Raw genomic sequence first — 17,804 nt, forward strand, 5'->3', positions numbered from 1 at the left:
ATTTTTAGCAAAATTTTTCTATAATGATGGTGATGAGTCGTAATAAGGTTATTATTAATATGATTAATAATTCTGTCTTTTTACTCAAATTAATCACCTTTTAATTTATGGGGTTGATTTAATTTTCAGCAAGCAAAAGCTTTTAGGACTAGTTCAATTGTATATTATGTATCATATAATATATAATTTTTCTATTTATCAATTTTAAACTCTTTAAACTGTATAATATTGTTTTTACTTCGTTTTTTACATTAAAAAAGAAATATTGTAATCATTGTAAAAAATTTAAGTAATTGTGTTAAAACAAGTAAATGATGGTTAATATAAAAATAAGAGTAGAGATTAAATAAATCTCTATTTGCAAACTTTTTCGATTTTTTTTCTTAATCTTTCAACGGAATTTCCCAAAACCAGTGCAGTATACATTGCGCCGCCGGCACCTGCACCTTCCTTGACAAATCCTTTCAGGTAGTTTTTCAATCCTTCATGTTCTGATTCTTCAAACCTTGGATCAACCACGTTCACAGTGATATTGTCGTCAATTTGGTTTAAAATGCCAAATAAATCAGCGGTTTCATCAGCGGCTACAAATACGGTTGTTGCAAGATTTATTCTTGAAAAGTCAAATGTTGGTTGAATCGATTTGATAACAGCACAGGTTGCAGCCATTTGTGTTCCTCCAGCTAAAATAATTGGAATGTCTGATCCAATAACTAATCCTGCAATTGCCGGAATAGTAGGATCTCCTACTGCACCGATTGCCTGCATTGCATCAGCCTCTCCAGGTTTTATTCCTGCATTTTCAAGTCCTTCATTTACGGTTTTTGACTTTAAATCATGAGGATTATGGGGCATGCTGCCGCTTACCTTCTCATTTGCTTCATAACCCAGTGCCTTTAGAACTCCAAGCGCTGTTGTTGTTCCTGCAGCGATACTTTCACCAATAATTAGCATTTCATGTCTTTGTGACAGTTCATTACCTAAATCCTTTGCATTTTCAAAGATTTCCAATGGGTTAAGAACACCTTTTCCGGTTCTTATGTCTCTTCCGTATTCGCTGCCCAAATTAACGTATTCGACGTCAGGTTTGATTTTTGATCCTGCATCAACTATTACAAAGGGGGTTTCTGAAACTTGAAGTGCTGCTTTTGTAAGTCTTGCAGGAGTTGGTGCTGCTGCATCTCCAACTACAGTTTCTGCAGGTGCTTCACAGCATCTTACTTCTCCCAATACCATAAATTCAGCATCACTTGCAGGTGTGTATTCGGTCAGGTCGGCTGAGGGTCCTGCCCCTGAAATTCCTTCTATTAATGAGGTTTCTGTAGTGCCTATTGTAAGTAAGAATACAGCTTCATCTTCCACTTCTTGCAATTTTTCTGTTAATTCACTTGAGCCGTATGTTGTTACACCATCAATCATTGTTTTCACCTTGTTTTTTCAATAAATCTATAATTATCTTATTTTGGTTAATAATCTTTTTGTTTTGAAGCATGATTTTCTTTAACATTTCTTCTTGTGTCAATTCATTGTCGGTTTTAAATGTCTGACCGTCTCTTGCTCTTGCAGGGATTCTTATTTGTTCTTTTGGAGGTAACTTATCACTGTCCCCTTTTGGTGGAATAACTCCTCTGGAAGCGCTGTCCTCTTTTGAGACAAAATCCACATATCTGTGTGTCACCTTGTTTTTTCCACGTTCATCTAAAAGCTCCATCAATCTGTTGTCAACATTTTCAACACCAACCAACTCTTCCTGCTCCACTTCATGAATCAATCGTTTCTGAATGTTGTATGCATTGTAAATTGGTATTCCTCGTGTTTTGCATTCGTTTTTAAACATGTCGTGGATGTTGATGTCACCGGTTAGCTGTTTCACTCTTTTTTGTTCTAAAGTATTAGCACTATAAAATCCCATGTTTTCACTTTTGTTTTTTGAAATTAAAAAATATTTTTATATTCTATTAGTATAACATATTATATTAATTAAATTTTTTTCAGTGATTATTTTGATAAGTTTAGGAATTGAAGGAACAGCGGAAAAAACCGGTGTAGGCATAGTTGACAGTGACGGCAATATTCTGGCGATGGCTGGAAAACAGTTGTATCCAGAAGAAGGTGGAATTCACCCCCGTTTGGCTGCCGAACACCATGCAGAGTGGATTCCTAAACTGATACCTCAGGCTTTGGATGAATCCGGTCTTAAATATTCAGATATCGATTTGATTTCATTTTCACAGGGTCCTGGATTGGGGCCGGCCTTAAGAATTGTGGCAACTTCAGCTAGAAGTCTTGCATTGTCACTTAAAAAACCAATTATTGGTGTAAATCACTGTATAGGGCATGTTGAAGTTGGAAAACTGGATACTGGTGCGGTAAATCCTGTGGCTTTATATGTAAGTGGAGGCAACAGTCAGGTAATCGCTTATGAAAGTGGAAGATACAGAATATTCGGTGAAACATTGGATATTGCAGTCGGCAATTGTCTTGACCACTTCGGCCGTGAAACCGGTCTGGGGCATCCTGGTGGGCCGGTAATAGAAAAATTGGCGAAAAAAGGTTCATATGTTGATTTGCCGTATATCGTAAAGGGAATGGATTTTTCTTTTTCAGGATTATTGTCAGCGGCATTAAGAGAAGCAGAGAAAGGAACTCCAATGGAGGATGTTTGCTTTTCACTTCAGGAAACTGCTTTTTCAATGCTTGTTGAAGTAACTGAGCGTGCTCTGTCACACACTCAAAAGGATGAGGTAATGCTGTGCGGGGGGGTTTCAGCCAATTCAAGGTTGCGTGAAATGCTCAAAACAATGTCTGAGGAGCATGGAGCTAAATTCTATATGCCTGAAATGAAGCTCTGCGGGGACAATGGTGTCATGATTGCGTGGCTTGGACTTTTGATGTGTAATGAGTTCGGACCGATGGATTTAAAGGATACCAATATCATTCAAAAATTCCGTACTGATGAAGTGGATATTCCATGGATAGACAATACAAAGACCTATCTCGAACTGCCTGTGGAGTTCATCGCTAAAGGTGCTGAGTCAAACATTGTTAAAAGTGAGTATCTAGGTGAAAGGGCAGTCATTAAAGATCGTATTCCAAAAGGCTACAGAATCCCTGAAATTGATAATAAAATCAGAAAGGCAAGATGTAAAGAGGAAGCTAAACTATTGAGTGATGCCAAAAGGGCTGGTGTTAAAACACCAGTTTTATATGATGTTAATTTGGCGGATAAATCCCTTACTATGGAAGAGATTTGTGGAGTAATGCTTAAAGAAGTAATTGATGAAGATTTGGCATTCAGACTTGGCTGTGAAATTTCCAAACTGCATTCTGCTGATATTATTCATGGTGACATTACAACTTCTAATATATTATTTGATGATGGTAAACTTGTTTTCATTGATTTTGGACTTGGAAGATACTCACAATTAAAAGAGGATAAGGCTGTTGATTTACTTGTTTTAAAAAAATCTTTGCAGAGTATTGATTATAATCTTGCTGTCAAATATTTTGATTTGGTATTAAAAGGTTATGATGATGATTCAATACTTAAAGTAATAAATGATATTGAATCTAGAGGAAGATATGCTCATTAGATGACCATCAATTATAATAAAAATCATCATCATAATTAAAATCATGATAACATTTATAACTGGTAACGAACATAAAGTAAAAGAAGCAGAGAATATTTTCAAAGATTATGGCATTGAACTTGAGCATATTGATTTGGGTTACGAAGAACCCCAAGGAACTCTTGAGGAAGTGGCTCTATCAGGCGCAAAATATGCTAGCCGTAAGCTTGACAAACCTGTGATTGTTGAAGATGCTGGTTTATTCATTAAGGCTTTAAATGGATTTCCGGGAACATATTCACATTATGTTCAAGATACTATTGGAAATGAAGGAATTTTAAAGCTATTGAAAGATACTGATGACCGTTATGCCGAATTCAGGTCAGTTATTGGGTACTGTGCCCCCAATTCTGAGCCCAAGACTTTTTTAGGCAAGGTCGAAGGTGAAATCGCAGTTGATGAGAGAGGAGATTTGGGATTTGCATTTGATCCTTTATTTTATGTTCCAAGTCTGGACAAGACTTTCGGAGAACTTACAACTAGTGAGAAAAACCAGTTTTCACATAGAAAAAATTCATTGAAGAAATTTATCGAATGGTATTCTAGTCAAGAATAACTTTATTTTCTGTTTATTATTGGGCTTATTTAATATTTAAAAAATTTAAAGAGGTTTATATTATGGCAAGACCAGAATGGGTAACTTATAGTGATGAAGAAATTGAAGAAATGATTTTAAAATTCAACAGAGAAGGTAAAAGTACTTCCGAAATCGGTATTATCTTAAGAGACCAATACGGAATTCCATCAGTTAAAGATGTGACCGGTGAAAGAATCACCCAAATCTTAAAAAGAAATGATCAAGCTGGTGAATACCCAGAAGACTTATTAAACTTAATCAAAAGAGCTGTAAACATCAGAGACCACTTAGAAGAAAATCCTAAAGATTTACACTCTAAAAGAGGATTAACTATCATTGAAGCAAGAATCAGAAAATTAGCTTCTTACTATGTAAGTGAAGGCGAATTACCTGAAGGATGGAGATATAATCCAAAAGAAGCAGCACTCCTTGTTAAATAGGGCTAGTGAAGCTACCAGTATGCTCAAAGAGCATATTGAAAATGATAGTGTTATAAGATTAATTTCTCATAACGATGCTGATGGTATATCAGCTGCAGCAGTTATAGCCAATGCTTTAGCTGAGGAAGATGTTCAGTTCCACACAACAATTATTCCACGGTTAAAGGAAGATATAGTAAATCAACTCAGGTCAGAGAAATATGATTTATTTATCTTCTCAGATATGGGTAGTCCATTTATTAAGGAATTTAACACATATAAGCATGATGTTATAGTTGCTGACCACCACCAAGTGGACGATACTGCTTCTGAAAGCAATGTGGTCCACATCAACCCTCATTTGTTTGAAATTGATGGGAGTCGTGATTTATGCGGAGCAGGTTCAGCTTATCTTGCCGTGCGTGATTTGGACAAAAAGCATCTTGCTTATTTTGCTCTTGTAGGTGCATTTGGTGATATGCAAGGCCAAGATGGTTTTACCGGTGTCAATCAGTTGATTTTAAATGATGCACTTGAAAGTGGTACAGTTGAAGTTCATGAAGGATTAAAGATTGTATCTAAAGCTTCTGAACCTATTTTCAAATCTTTAGCTTACACTTTTTCACCGCCACTGCCAGGGATAAGTGGGGATTTGGAAGGTTCTCAGGAATTTCTTGAAAGAATGAATTTGTCTTATGGAATCAAGTTCACAGATATGGAAGATGAAGAAAAGGACCTTCTTAAAGACGCGCTTATGGAAATCAATCCGGAAATTTTCGGTGATTGTTATACAGTTCCGAAAGAAACTCCATTATTGCGTGACTTGGAGGAGTATTCTTATATCCTTGATGCTTGTGGTAAAAACAAAAAACAGGGTTTAGGTTTAAGTATTGCACTTGGAGAACGTGACCAGGCATTGGATGCTGCTTTAAGACTTCAACGCCAATATCGTGACCAAATAGTAAAAGGTCTTGAATGGATTAAACGCGAAGGTGCCCAACAATTAAATGCCATCCAGTATTTATATTCTGAGGATAAGGTTTTAAAATCTGTAATGGGTACAATTGCAAGTATTGGATTGTCTGTTAAATTATTAGATGATTCAAAACCTGTCATTGGAATGTCTAGACTTCACAAGGACATTAAAATATCTGGCAGAACCACCCGTGATATGGTGGCAAATGGAGTTAATTTGGGCAAAGCCCTTAAAGATTCATCAAATAACTTTATGGGAACTGGCGGAGGTCATGACATTGCAGCCGGTGCAATGATACCATATGAAGCAAAAGATCAATTCCTGCACTTAGTGGATGAGATGGTTGAATATCAATTAAATAATGATTAACATGTATTTGACAAAAGAAGAACAAGAAATGTGTGATGGTGAATATGGAGAAACCATCCGTAAAAGTATGGATATTTTAGTGGCATTGGGTGATATTTACGGTGCTTCTAAACTGGTTGACATTACTTCAGCACAGGTATCTGGTGTTTCTTATAAAACAATTGGAGAAGCAGGTCTTGAATACTTGCAGGATCTGGCGCAGGATGGAAGTGGAAAAGCAACTATTAATGCTTCACTGAATCCTCCAGGCACTGATTTGGACAATTGGAAGGAGTTGGGTTTTCCAGAATACTTTGCAATTAAGCAGAATGAGATTGTAGATGCTTATGCCAATCTGGGAATTGCGAAAACATGTACATGTACTCCTTATTTGGTTGGTAATGTTCCAAGATTTAGAGACCATGTGTCATGGTCCGAATCATCTGCTGTAGCCTATGTCAATTCTGTAATTGGTGCTCGCAGTAATCGTGAAGGCGGTCCGGCAGCTCTTGCAGCAGCTATTGTTGGAAAAACTCCGCTTTATGGATTCCATCTAGATCAGAACCGTAAAGCTAATTTGGTTGTTGATGTTACAACTGAATTGTCTGGTGCAGATTTTGGAGCATTAGGTTATATAATAGGTAAATTTGTTGGAGGAGGAATACCTTACTTTAAACTCCAGAACACTCCAAATAATAACAATTTAAAAACTTTGGGAGCGGCACTGGCATCCTCAGGTTCTGTTGCACTTTATCATGTTGAAGATGTAACTCCTGAATTTAATAATAATCATGTTGAAGAAATTGAGGATATAATGTTCATAACTGATAAGGAAATTACTGAAACTCGTGAATCATTAACTACAACTGATAAGGAAATTGATTTAGTTTGTTTAGGTTGTCCTCATGCATCACTTGAAGAAATTAAGGAAGTTGCATCTGTTGTTAAAGGTAAAACTATTAAAAATAAGCTATGGATTTGCACATCTGTTAGTGTAAAGGCTACTGCTGATAGGATGGGTTACACTCAAATAATCGAAGCTGCAGGTGGAAATATTGTGTGTGACACTTGTATGGTTGTGGCTCCAATTGAAGAGATGGGCTTTGAAGTAATTGGAGTAAACTCTGCAAAGGCAGCAAATTATGTTCCGTCTATGTGCGGTCTTGATGTTGTATATGGAGACGTAGAAAATCTTATTCAGTTTGAATAAGGTTTTAATTTCTTTTTTTCTAATTTTTAATTAATTTTATTTTTTTATATAATTTTTCATTTAATCAGTTTTTCCAAAACATTAAATTTAATAAAATCTATAAATTATACTAATAGAATTTTAGAGGATGCTTTTTTATGAATTATTTAGTTGTTGGTGCTGGAAATGCTAGTAGGCCTGTTGCAAGATTGCTTAACTATTTAGGTCATGATGTTGTTATAACTGATTTAAAAGATATTTCAGAGTTTAAAATTGAATTCCAGCGAAGCTTAATTGAAATGGAAAAGGAAGGCGTTACATTAGACATGGCCAATAAAAATCCGTCTGTTGATGGTTTTGATGCTGTTTATATGCCTCCTACTTTACCTGACTCTGCACCAATAGCTAAAATGATTAAAAATTCAGATTTAAAAGTATTGTCTAATGAAGAATTCTCAACAATCGTCAATGATTTAATTCCAGTTGATATAATCGGTATAACTGGTACAATGGGTAAGACAACAACTACATATATTACAACAAGTTTATTTAAGCAGGCAGGTTACAATGTTTGGTCTTGCTCCTCATTAGTAAATAATCTGGTCAGTGAAGCTATTATTGAGGGTATTGTTAAAGGCAGGGCTGATAATTGTGACATTGCAATTTTTGAACTTCCTCATGGAACTATCGGTCTTTTGGATAGATTGGATATAAAGATTGGTCTTTTAACTAATATTGCTGAAGATCACTTGTCTGAATTTGGCGGTTCCTTGGAGCTTTATCAGCAAAGAAAATTAATCCTGGAAAGTATGAGTGAAACATTCATCGCAAACCGCTCCTGCTTTGATATCATAAATCCTAAAAGAGGCGATGCATTATATTATGCTTTGGATGAAAATGTTGATTTTAAAGGCATCATCGGTGATGAATCTTTAACCATAGAACATGGTGGAGAATCTTTCACAACACCCTTCTACATGATGAGCTACTTTTTTGAAAACTCAGTTGCTGCCAGTGCAATAGCTTTAACGTATGGTGTTAAAAAAGAGGATATTATTGATGCATTAACTGATTTTAAAGGTTTACCTGCACACATGGATGATGTAGGTATCTATAATGGAAGAAAAGTCATATTGGATTCAGCATTTTTATACGATGGGATGAAAATCACACTTGATTACTTTAAGGATGAAAGCGTAGTGCTGTTCTTGGACCATTTTGACACACTGTCTGTGAGAGACAAGGCAGAAGTTGGTCAGCTTGTAAGCAATTATAATTTAAAATGTGTAATAGCCAGTGGTTTTAATGAAGTAACACAAACTGTTGAAATCGAAGCAGCACAAGAAATCCTTGATGCAATAACAAATCCTGATATCGAAAAAGTAGCAGTTGATGACATTGAAATTGCTGCCCAAGAGACATTCAAATACTCAAAACCGGGAGACATTATATTGCACATGGGACCACTTATAGCATATGACAGACTGACTACTGTGGATAAGATTATGAAAGGACTTGAAAAAGGGGTTAAAAAATATGAATAAAAATAAAACCTTTGGAGTTATAGGTGTTTGCGGAGCAAACGGTAATTTAATAGCAAGAATACTAAAACAAAGAGGGTATAATGTTGTTGGAACAGACATAACATTCAAAAAAGACTGCCGATTTTCAAAATCTCTCGAAGGCTATGACATTGAAGTGTTTTATGGTCAAACACCTGAAGCTTTCTTTAAAAAAGTTGATTATATTATCCCACCATTAAGTCTATCAAAAGATTCCGAATTATTAAAAAATTGTGAAAAGCCAATTTTGACATTGTCTGAAGTAATTGATATGATAAAACCTGAAAAACCAGTATTTGGAATTACAGGAACCAACGGTAAAACAACCTCCACAACTCTTCTTAAAAAGATTGCATATGATAACGGAATAAAACCATGTGAGCATGAACTTGAAGGCATGCAGGGAAATGCAGAGTTCATTCCAATCCTGCAGTCCAGACTCAATGGGGATGTTGGAATTTTAGAAGTCGGAACATTCGGAGTTCCGGGAACTGTCGGAAGAATTGTTAAAAATACTGAAATGTCCGGCGGTTTAATAACTAACATTACACCTGACCATTTAAATGACCTTGGAAGCTTTATGGATTATGCCAATGTAAAAGGGGAATTCATTGAAGAGCTTGGATTGGGTCAGCTAATCGTAAATGGTCATGATCCGACAATAATGGGACTTTTACGTGAACTGGACTTTAAAGGGGAAGTAATCACATTCGGAGTGGATGAGCTGCCGGATTCAATTGGGATGAAAGAATGTGTCTGTGGGCGTGAAGTGGCCGTAAAAGAAATAATTTCAGGTTGCGGATACTATTTCTGTCAATGCGGTGTAACAACACCACAAGTGGACTACATTGCAACAAATGTTGACTTGCCAAATCGTACATTTGACCTGCACACTCCAACAGAAAAATTAACAGTGAAAATGGGTGTTGACGGTCTTCACAATGTTTATAATCTGACTGGAGTAATCATTGCCGCACACAAGTTTTTAGATTTGCCTTATGATAAGATATTACCTACAATTGCAAGTTTCACTGGTGTAAGTGGAAGAATGGAGGAAGTTGGTAAAGTAAAAGGCAAAGATATTTTTGTTGATTATGCACATAATCCTGCAGGTGTTGAAACTGTATTAAAAGAGTTTAAAAAATTATTTGGAGATTTTACAACAGTTATCACAGTTTCATCAGAATCAGGATACAGAGGAGATATCGATATATTTAACAGCGTTCTCAAATTCTCAAAGTTCATAGTGCCTGCTTCTGTTGCTTCTCAAAAGATTGCAGTTGAAAAATTAAAATCCAATCCTAAACTAAATGATAGAATCTTTTTAAACCATGTTGACGATTTTGTTAAAACTTCTACATTAGGTGCATCTGAAGAGGAAGTCCGTGATGGATTAAGAAAGGCATTAAATCTGGATTGTGAAATGGTAATTGCAATCGGTGAGGCTGCAACCAAATTTAAATCTATTGTTTTTGACTTGTAATACTTTTCAAATGCTCTCTCTTAACCTTTTTAAATAATGTTAAATACATATGATACTATGGCTAGCTACATTAATCATCCACTACTCAAAAAAGATGCAATCGAATCAAGATTATATCAGCAGATTCTTGCGGGAGATGTATTAAAGAAAGGAAATACTATGGTAGTTGCACCTACTGCTTTAGGTAAAACAATCGTAGCAATACTTGTAGCAGCAGACAGATTAAACAAAGTCAAAAACTCAAAAGTACTTGTTTTGGCACCTTCCAAACCATTGGCCATTCAGCATGAGGAAAGCTTTAAGGAATTCATCACATTGCCATGCACTTCAATTACAGGAGCTGTCAAAACTGATGAACGTGTTAAAAGATGGGAAGAGTCAAGAATAATTTCAGCAACACCACAAACAGTTGAATCAGACCTGTTGAATGGCAGGTACGATTTAAGCAATGTGTCATTGATAGTATTTGATGAATGCCATCATGGGGTTGGATCATATTCATATGTTTATTTGGCATCAAGATATGTTCAGGAATCCAATTTCAATCTTATTTTAGGCCTTACAGCTTCTCCAGGTTCGGATAAGTATAAAATCAAGGAAGTTTGTGAAAACCTTTATATTCAAAATATCGTGGTTAAAACTGAAGATGATGCTGATGTTAAGCCTTATTTTAATCCGGTAGAAATTGAATGGGTTAAAATCAAGATGAGCAGTGAACTCCAAAAAATTAAGGAAAATATCGACAAAGCACTTAAGATAAGACTTAAAGCCTTAAAGAATATGGGTATTATTAAAACAGTTTCAGTTACAAAAGTTGATATTTTAAAGGCAAGAGGCAGAGTTCAAGGGGAAATTGCTCGCTCGGCCAATCCTGATAAGGATTTGTTTCAGGCAATATCTATTTTAAGTGCAGTAATTAATGTTCAGCATGCTCAGGAGCTGATTGAAACTCAAGGGGTTCAAACATTCAATAAATATATTGACCGTTTGCGTAAAAAGAAAACAAAAGCTGCTAAATCATTGATGTGGGATGAAAATTTTTCCCGTGCAATATCTCTTGCTAAAAAAGCTGAGCATCATGGATGGGAGCATCCGAAACTCAGGGAAGTCACTAAAATCTTAAAGCAGGAATTAGGTGACAATGGTCAGACTAAATTAACCACTTCCAGATTTGATGATAAAAGCGATGAATCAGCATCCAAAGTAATTGTATTTACACAATATCGTGACACACTTGAAATGATTCATCAAAAGCTTGAAAAAGAGGGAATCAAATCAGCTAAATTCTTTGGTCAGGCTTCCAAGGATGGTGAAAAAGGCCTTACACAAAAACAGCAAAAGGCTATAATAAAATCCTTTAGAATGGGAGAATATGATGTATTATTGTCAACAAGTGTGGCTGAAGAGGGTATTGACATACCTGCAGTTGATCTGGTAGTGTTATATGAGCCGGTACCTTCTGAAGTACGTATGATTCAAAGAAGAGGCAGAACCGGTCGTAAAAGAACTGGACGAGTAAAAGTGTTAATTACAGAAGGAACACGTGATGAAGGTTATTACTGGTCAAGTATGCGCAAGGAAGACAGGATGAAAAATCAGTTAATTGATCCTGACGTTCTGGAGGAATTGAATGCCTCTGCAATCGAGAGAATGGAAAATCAAAAAAACATTAAGGTTGTTGAAAGGCCAAAAGAGGAAAATGATTTTCCAATTGTTTATGCTGATTCACGTGAAGGCAATTCTAAGGTTATAAGACATTTGAGTGAAATGGAAATAGATGTCAAGGTTCGCTCCATGGCTGTTGCAGATTATCAGGTAAGCGATGAGGTGGCAATTGAGAGAAAAACTGCTAAGGATTTTGTTGACTCAATAGTTGATAAAAGATTATTCAAGCAGGCCAAGGAACTGTCTGAAGAGTTCAAGCATCCTATTTTAATTCTTGAAGGAGATGATTTATTTACTGGTTTTATTAATCCGAATGCCATTCGGGGGTCTATGGCATCAATAGCAATTGATTTTGGAATTAGTATTCTTCCAACAAGAAATGCACAGGATACTGCAGCTATGATTAAACGGATTGCAGTTCGTGAACAGAATGGTGAGAGAACTCCTATTCAGATTCGTACAGATAAAAAACCGGTCAGCTTGATGGAGCAGCAATTGTTTATCATCGAATCCCTACCGAATATTGGGCCGGTCAATGCTAAAAATTTATTGAAACACTTTGGTAGTGTCGATAAAGTACTTAATGCTTCCGAAACTCAGCTTCAGGAAGTTGAAGGTATCGGTAAAAAAACAGCTCATGACATTAGAAAGGTAATTGAGTCCAAATATCTGTATTTTGAAAAGGAAATTAAGGAAAAAAAACTTCTTTAGAAGTTCTTTTTCATATAATCATAACTTTTTTTGATGGAATCGTAGTCATTTACTTCGAGTATGTAGATGCCATTGAAGTTTTTACTCTCTAAAGTGTTGACTATATCATTTAATTTAATTGAGCCTTCACCTAATGGTAGGTGTGCATCATCATCACCAAAATTATCATGGATATGTATGTGTTTAATTGAATCAAAAATCATCTCGTCTGGGGAAAATCCTGCATGGTTTGCATGACCGATATCTAGTGTCATATAAAGTCCGTTATTTTCAAGAAATTCATTCAGTTCAACCATGTCACTGAAAAGCATGCTTGGGAAATTTGGCATATTCTCAAAAGTGGTCAATACGCCTAAATCCTCACCATACTTGCCAAGTTCAATCATAGATTCTTTTGCAAAAGCATTGACTTCATTTTTAAAGAACTTGTTTGGAAGAAATGATGTAACTCCCGGATGAATCACGACTGCTTCAGCATCAATTTCATTTGCAAGGTCTATTGACTTTTTAATCTGTTTTAGACTGTTCAGTCTGGACTCATCCTGAAGACTTGCAATATTGACATCCATGAATGGTGCATGAATTGAATATTTTAAATCAAAACTTTCCAGCATGTCGGAAGTTATATTTTCACAAGGGTATTGATGGACCAGTTCGGCATAATCCAATCCTAAAGTTTCAATGTATTCCAGTGTATTTTCCAAACTGTATTCTATTCCGGCTAGTGTTGATGCTCCAATTTTCATATTAATCACATTTTTTGAACTGCAGTAATTTCTAATCCCATTTCAATTGCTTCTATAATGAAATCAGATAATTCAATTCCTCTTTTAATTTTGATTTCTCCCTTTTTGGAAGTTGTTGCGGTTAGAAGGTATTCTCCGTTAATTTGTATGTCGAAGTTTTTGCGACCATTGTCACGGCCAAGTTCCAAAATCAGTTGCTTTTTGGTATGTAATATGTCCACTTCAAATGGTGTCTTATTAACAGGTTTTGATTCTATTACCTCAACACCCAAACTTATTCCAATCATCTCTTCAATTTCAGCTATTCTTTTGCCGTTTTTCCCGATAATTTTTGGAATGAATTCTTCTGGAATGTAAATATTTGCTCTTTCAGGTGAAATGACTTCAACATCAACCTTTGCCTTTTTAGGAACTAGTTTTTTGACTTTTCTTAATATTTCTCTTTCAGCGATTCTGTCGACAGAGGATTTGTAATTTTCTTCTTCATTAGATCCGTTTACAAGGTCAATGTCCATTACAATAGTCTGTTCACCATATGTGTAGATTTCATTTTTGAGCTCACCTGTTTCAAAATCACGCACTTCAATAACAGGTCTTGCAAGGTCTGCCTCTTTCATTCCGGTTGGAACCTTAACAGTCATTTTAGTCTCATATACACTTCTAACTTCACCATCTTCAATATAAATGCTTGTATCAACTATTGATGGAATCACTCCCAATTCCACTCTTGAAGCGATTCTCTGGATTGCATCAATCGGTCTTGTAGCATGAACTACACCAATCATTCCAACACCTGCAAGCCTCATATCTGCAAAGATGTTGAAATCAGTGTTTTTTCTTAACTCATCGTAAATGGTATAGTCAGGTCTTACAAGTAATAAAACATCAGCTGTATTTTCCATGCTTCCCTCAAGGGGTGCATATTGTGTGATTTCATCAGGCAGTTGCAGGTCACGCGGGGATTCCATAGTCTTTACAACTTTATTTAATTTTGAGGAGTAGTATTTACCTATTGCCTGTACAAAAGTGGATTTACCCGCACCCGGTGAACCTGATATGAGAATTCCTTCAGCATTATTTCTTATTCTTTCCAGTAACTTATCGGATAAATGGTATTCATTTAAATCAATATTAGCAACCGGTCTAACAGCTGTAATTTCCAATGCTTCAGAAAAAGGAGGATATGCTATTGAAATACGGTACTCTCTTGACTGAACAACATATGAACCTTCTTTATCAGATTCCAAATAGGTTTTAGGATCACTTTTGGCACGGTCAAGAATCTCATCAACTATTTCTTTAAGTTCACTGTAAGTATATGCCTTTTCATTTAGAATGTCAAAGTCAATGTGGCCTGGGCGGCCTTTTTTAGCCATTGGCACTACATTTTCCTTTAGATGAATGGACATTGTGTCATCATCAAAGTATTTCTCGATTGATAATGGCTTTAAACTAAATTCCTGTTTATAATAATAAACGGGGATTCCTTGTGCTTTTGCGGTTTCAGCCTGAACCTTGTCATTTGTAAGCAGTGTTCCCATTTCACTTCTTGCAACATCACGAATAATTGAGTCAATTTCACCGCTTTTAGCATATTTTATATCATAATTTGTTGGTCTTTTTCCTTTAAAGCTCACTGCAAGTTCACCTTCATCCTGAAGGGCCTGTAGTTTCTGAAGCTCCTTTAAACCTTTGCGTCCTTCTGAGCGATTGGCATTCGCCTGGTGTTCAAGTTCGCATACAACTGCTTCAGGCACAATGATTTCAGGATAATCAAGATTACTTTCTTCAACAATCTTGCTTACTGCACCTATGATTACTGCACTTGTATCGGGGATTATACATTTCATTTAATACACATCTTCTGGATTAACAAGTCTTTCTAAGATAATTTCCAAATCTTCATCATTTAAATTATCAATATCAATTTCATTGTCGGTTTTAAGGCGTCTAAAGAAGCATGATTCATATCCTTCATGGCATGCTGCACCGGTCTGGGTGATTTTTAGGATGATAGCATCCATGTCACAGTCAACAAGGATTTCATGAACTTCCTGGAAATGACCAGAGGATTCTCCTTTAAGCCATAACTTGTTTCTTGAAGTGCTCCAGTAATGTGCATTTCCTGTTTCAATGGTCTTAATCAATGCTTCTTTGTTCATATTTGCAAGCATTAATATCTCATTGGTTTCAGCATCTTGTGCAATTGCAGTAATCACTGGTATCCCATTGATTTCATGTCTAAAATTAATGTTCATAATTTATTCTCCTTTCAAGTAACTTACAATATTTTCAATGTTAACCAATTCCTGATCGCCACTAACCATATCCTTAACGGTAACTTTTCCTTCAGCCAAATCCTTTTCGCCGATGATAATCATTTTAGGAACTTTAATCTTATCAGCATAATTCATGAGCTTCTTGAATTTCTTGCCGTTCAAGTCAACATCCACCTTAATGTCGTTCTTTCTCAGATTTTGAGTTATTTCAAATGCTTTCAGGCGAACATCCTTTGAGATTGGTGCAACATAAGCATCAAGGTATGGCGGTAACTCTTCCTTGTCGGTTAACTCCTCAATCGCATTCATAAGTCTGTCAAAACCAAGTGCAAAACCGGTTGATTCAACTTCCTGACCTCCGAAGACCTTGACAAGGGAGTATGATCCTCCGCCGCAGATTTGCTTTTGGGCACCGAGCTCTGGAACATATATCTCAAACACGATTCCTGTGTAGTAGTCAAGTCCACGGGCAACACCTAAGTTTAAAGTGTAATTTTCAACCTGGAAAGCATCCAGTAGACTGATTAATTCTTTTAATTCTTCTAATGATTCATTTGGCTCTTCATATGGTGCAATCAAATCTTCAACTTCACCGATGATTGATTTGTCACCTACCAAATCGATAAGTTTTAACAGGATTTGGTTAAGTTCGTCATTGTCGATGACTGGTTCATCGCCGCTTAATGACTCAATTAAAAGGTCTTTGTCTCCTTTGTCAATTACAACCATGATTTCCCTTTGGGTTTCAGTTGAAATGTCGAAGTGTTTGAAAAGGCCTCTGATGATTCCAAGGTGGTTTATGTTAACGTCAGCGGTTGTGATTCCTAATGATTGTATTGCATCACTGCATAGTGCAATGACTTCAGCTTCGCCCTGTGGGGTTTTAGCGCCGATCAGTTCACATCCGAATTGCCAGAACTGTCTGAACCTTCCCTTTTGAGGTCTTTCATATCTAAAGCAGCTTCCATAATAATATAATTTGATAGGCTTTGTGGAAGTCTTTTCCAACTCATTTAAGTATAATCTTGCAACAGGAGCAGTGATTTCAGGTCTGAGAGTCAATTCACGGTCAGACTTGTCCTTGAAATTGTATAACTGGTCAACAATTTCCTCTCCTGATTTAGTAGTAAATAACTTTAATTCTTCAAATAATGGTGTTTTGATTTCCTGATAACCATAACTTTCAAATACTTTTCTCAAGGTACTTTCTGCTTGTTTTCTTTCTCTCATTTCTTCAAATAAGGAATCTCTTGTACCTCTTGGTCTTAAAAATTCCATTTTAATGCTCCTTTTGATAATATTTATTATAATTAAATTATGGTTTTACAAAGTTATATAATCTTTGTATTATGCACTAATTTCAATATTGGTTTAAACATGTTATTTTACGATTTAACATAATTATTGATTTTAATATAAAATATTAAGGGTAAAACTATTTAATATATAAAAAATATAGGTTATACTATGGATATTGAGTATATTAAGAATAATTACAAATTTGAAACTTTGACTTGTGAACATGATGTCTCTGGATTTGAAAGTGAATCTGAAGATTTAAACGAGTTTCTAAAAAACGATGCATTGAACCTTAAAATGATAAATTGAGCATTACAAAATTAATCACCTGTGATAATGAACTTGTTGGTTATGTTTCTCTTTTGACGGATTCAATTCCTTTAAAAGATATTCGTGATGATAATCTTAAAAAGGATATTAAAAAACAGTTAAATATTATAATAAAAAGAAAAAATTACCTGCAATTAAAATAGGGCGGTTAGCTATTGATAAGAAATATTCTAATGAAGGATTAGGTTCTGATGTGTTGGTGAATATTCTTTTCAATATTAAAAATATCGCTGAGACAAGTGTTGGCTTGTGGTTTGTTACGGTAGATGGCTATGCAAAAGCTTATAAGTTCTATGTTGATTATAATTTTGTTAATTTGAAAAAAGATGACGAAAAATTGAGAAAAAACTAGATACAATTATAGAACGAAATCCTAATCAAACATTCCTCTTGTATCTAGATTTAAAAAAACTAGAATAAGACTTTTCTAGTTTCATCATATCTTTTTTTAAACTCTTTATCTTTTTTGGAAAGAGGTTCATTCATCCTATTTAAAAATTCTGCAGCTTCTTTACCATATAATGTTGGAGTATCTGCAATAGGTTTTGCCATAAAATCACCTCATTGTTTTTTTCATTTCTTATTTTA

General features: G+C 35.5%; 17 protein-coding genes. 10 read left to right on the plus strand and 7 right to left on the minus strand.

What is annotated here, in order from left to right:
• Positions 1-354 precede the first annotated feature (354 nt).
• Together cobT and IJ258_RS06520 are read right to left on the minus strand one after the other, a co-directional pair.
• Positions 355-1,419: a nicotinate mononucleotide-dependent phosphoribosyltransferase CobT gene (cobT, locus tag IJ258_RS06515; RefSeq protein ID WP_292804655.1), complete on the minus strand. Its 1,065-nt coding sequence runs from the start codon at positions 1,417-1,419 to the stop codon at positions 355-357.
• Positions 1,412-1,912 carry a hypothetical protein gene (locus tag IJ258_RS06520; protein ID WP_292804658.1) on the minus strand — a complete coding sequence of 167 codons (501 nt, stop codon included), beginning with the start codon at positions 1,910-1,912 and terminating at the stop codon, positions 1,412-1,414. Before IJ258_RS06520 ends, cobT begins: the two co-directional genes overlap by 8 nt.
• An 82-nt stretch (positions 1,913-1,994) precedes the next feature.
• On the opposite strand from IJ258_RS06520, the gene IJ258_RS06525 reads away from it, so the two are divergent.
• The 8 genes from IJ258_RS06525 (at position 1,995) to IJ258_RS06560 (ending at position 12,562) form a co-directional block, all read left to right on the plus strand.
• Positions 1,995-3,593 (plus strand): bifunctional N(6)-L-threonylcarbamoyladenine synthase/serine/threonine protein kinase, encoded by a 1,599-nt coding sequence (locus IJ258_RS06525; RefSeq protein ID WP_292804661.1) that lies wholly within the window; start codon positions 1,995-1,997, stop codon positions 3,591-3,593.
• Between the two features lie 43 nt (positions 3,594-3,636).
• The gene (locus tag IJ258_RS06530) at positions 3,637-4,188 is read left to right on the plus strand and encodes an XTP/dITP diphosphatase (RefSeq protein WP_292804665.1); all 552 of its coding nucleotides are present in this window, start codon (positions 3,637-3,639) and stop codon (positions 4,186-4,188) included.
• 62 nt (positions 4,189-4,250) lie between these two features.
• Positions 4,251-4,649: a 30S ribosomal protein S15 gene (locus IJ258_RS06535; RefSeq protein WP_292804668.1), complete on the plus strand. Its 399-nt coding sequence runs from the start codon at positions 4,251-4,253 to the stop codon at positions 4,647-4,649.
• Positions 4,639-5,973, plus strand: coding sequence for a DHH family phosphoesterase (locus IJ258_RS06540; protein ID WP_292804671.1), 1,335 nt, complete (start codon positions 4,639-4,641; stop codon positions 5,971-5,973). Before IJ258_RS06535 ends, IJ258_RS06540 begins: the two co-directional genes overlap by 11 nt.
• 1 nt (position 5,974) lies before the next feature.
• Positions 5,975-7,162: an aconitase X catalytic domain-containing protein gene (locus tag IJ258_RS06545; RefSeq protein WP_292804673.1), complete on the plus strand. Its 1,188-nt coding sequence runs from the start codon at positions 5,975-5,977 to the stop codon at positions 7,160-7,162.
• A gap of 137 nt (positions 7,163-7,299) precedes the next feature.
• Positions 7,300-8,685, plus strand: coding sequence for a Mur ligase family protein (locus tag IJ258_RS06550; RefSeq protein ID WP_292804676.1), 1,386 nt, complete (start codon positions 7,300-7,302; stop codon positions 8,683-8,685).
• Positions 8,678-10,186 carry a Mur ligase family protein gene (locus IJ258_RS06555; protein ID WP_292804679.1) on the plus strand — a complete coding sequence of 503 codons (1,509 nt, stop codon included), beginning with the start codon at positions 8,678-8,680 and terminating at the stop codon, positions 10,184-10,186. The genes IJ258_RS06550 and IJ258_RS06555 overlap by 8 nt, the downstream gene beginning before the upstream one ends.
• Positions 10,187-10,243: 57 nt before the next feature.
• The gene (locus tag IJ258_RS06560) at positions 10,244-12,562 is read left to right on the plus strand and encodes a DEAD/DEAH box helicase (RefSeq protein ID WP_292804682.1); all 2,319 of its coding nucleotides are present in this window, start codon (positions 10,244-10,246) and stop codon (positions 12,560-12,562) included.
• Here the strand turns inward: IJ258_RS06560 and IJ258_RS06565 are convergent.
• Genes IJ258_RS06565 through hisS form a run of 4 tightly spaced genes read right to left on the minus strand, consistent with a single transcriptional unit; the run spans position 12,559 to position 16,865 of the window.
• Complete coding sequence (locus IJ258_RS06565) at positions 12,559-13,308, minus strand: sugar phosphate isomerase/epimerase (protein WP_292804685.1); 750 nt, start codon at positions 13,306-13,308, stop codon at positions 12,559-12,561. The two genes, IJ258_RS06560 and IJ258_RS06565, sit on opposite strands and share 4 nt — an antisense overlap.
• Positions 13,309-13,313: 5 nt before the next feature.
• The gene (locus tag IJ258_RS06570) at positions 13,314-15,158 is read right to left on the minus strand and encodes a PINc/VapC family ATPase (RefSeq protein WP_292804688.1); all 1,845 of its coding nucleotides are present in this window, start codon (positions 15,156-15,158) and stop codon (positions 13,314-13,316) included.
• Entirely contained in the window at positions 15,159-15,566 is a 408-nt protein-coding gene (gene hisI, locus IJ258_RS06575) for a phosphoribosyl-AMP cyclohydrolase (RefSeq protein WP_292804691.1), read from the minus strand. It abuts the gene before it with no gap.
• A gap of 3 nt (positions 15,567-15,569) precedes the next feature.
• A complete protein-coding gene (gene hisS / locus IJ258_RS06580; protein ID WP_292804694.1) occupies positions 15,570-16,865 on the minus strand; it encodes a histidine--tRNA ligase in 1,296 nt (431 codons plus the stop codon).
• Between the two features lie 189 nt (positions 16,866-17,054).
• On the opposite strand from hisS, the gene IJ258_RS06585 reads away from it, so the two are divergent.
• Together IJ258_RS06585 and IJ258_RS06590 are read left to right on the plus strand one after the other, a co-directional pair.
• The gene (locus IJ258_RS06585) at positions 17,055-17,195 is read left to right on the plus strand and encodes a hypothetical protein (RefSeq protein WP_292804697.1); all 141 of its coding nucleotides are present in this window, start codon (positions 17,055-17,057) and stop codon (positions 17,193-17,195) included.
• A complete protein-coding gene (locus IJ258_RS06590; RefSeq protein ID WP_292804700.1) occupies positions 17,192-17,359 on the plus strand; it encodes a hypothetical protein in 168 nt (55 codons plus the stop codon). Before IJ258_RS06585 ends, IJ258_RS06590 begins: the two co-directional genes overlap by 4 nt.
• Positions 17,360-17,627: 268 nt before the next feature.
• Here IJ258_RS06590 and IJ258_RS06595 read toward each other — a convergent pair whose 3' ends face one another.
• Complete coding sequence (locus IJ258_RS06595; RefSeq protein WP_292804702.1) at positions 17,628-17,768, minus strand: hypothetical protein; 141 nt, start codon at positions 17,766-17,768, stop codon at positions 17,628-17,630.
• Positions 17,769-17,804 lie beyond the last annotated feature (36 nt).

Origin of the sequence: Methanobrevibacter sp., from assembly GCF_017468685.1 — an archaeon.
Lineage (GTDB): Archaea > Methanobacteriota > Methanobacteria > Methanobacteriales > Methanobacteriaceae > Methanocatella.

Bases quoted from the DNA above. Each gene is read 5' to 3' on its own strand.
- IJ258_RS06545 (WP_292804673.1), top strand. From the start codon at position 5,975: ATGTATTTGACAAAAGAAGAACAAGAAATGTGTGATGGTGAATATGGA.
- IJ258_RS06555 (WP_292804679.1), top strand. From the start codon at position 8,678: ATGAATAAAAATAAAACCTTTGGAGTTATAGGTGTTTGCGGAGCAAAC.
- IJ258_RS06560 (WP_292804682.1), top strand. From the start codon at position 10,244: ATGGCTAGCTACATTAATCATCCACTACTCAAAAAAGATGCAATCGAA.
- cobT (WP_292804655.1), bottom strand. From the start codon at position 1,419: ATGATTGATGGTGTAACAACATACGGCTCAAGTGAATTAACAGAAAAA.
- IJ258_RS06535 (WP_292804668.1), top strand. From the start codon at position 4,251: ATGGCAAGACCAGAATGGGTAACTTATAGTGATGAAGAAATTGAAGAA.
- IJ258_RS06550 (WP_292804676.1), top strand. From the start codon at position 7,300: ATGAATTATTTAGTTGTTGGTGCTGGAAATGCTAGTAGGCCTGTTGCA.
- IJ258_RS06530 (WP_292804665.1), top strand. From the start codon at position 3,637: ATGATAACATTTATAACTGGTAACGAACATAAAGTAAAAGAAGCAGAG.
- IJ258_RS06565 (WP_292804685.1), bottom strand. From the start codon at position 13,308: ATGAAAATTGGAGCATCAACACTAGCCGGAATAGAATACAGTTTGGAA.
- IJ258_RS06585 (WP_292804697.1), top strand. From the start codon at position 17,055: ATGGATATTGAGTATATTAAGAATAATTACAAATTTGAAACTTTGACT.
- hisS (WP_292804694.1), bottom strand. From the start codon at position 16,865: ATGGAATTTTTAAGACCAAGAGGTACAAGAGATTCCTTATTTGAAGAA.
- IJ258_RS06520 (WP_292804658.1), bottom strand. From the start codon at position 1,912: ATGGGATTTTATAGTGCTAATACTTTAGAACAAAAAAGAGTGAAACAG.
- IJ258_RS06570 (WP_292804688.1), bottom strand. From the start codon at position 15,158: ATGAAATGTATAATCCCCGATACAAGTGCAGTAATCATAGGTGCAGTA.
- IJ258_RS06595 (WP_292804702.1), bottom strand. From the start codon at position 17,768: ATGGCAAAACCTATTGCAGATACTCCAACATTATATGGTAAAGAAGCT.
- hisI (WP_292804691.1), bottom strand. From the start codon at position 15,566: ATGAACATTAATTTTAGACATGAAATCAATGGGATACCAGTGATTACT.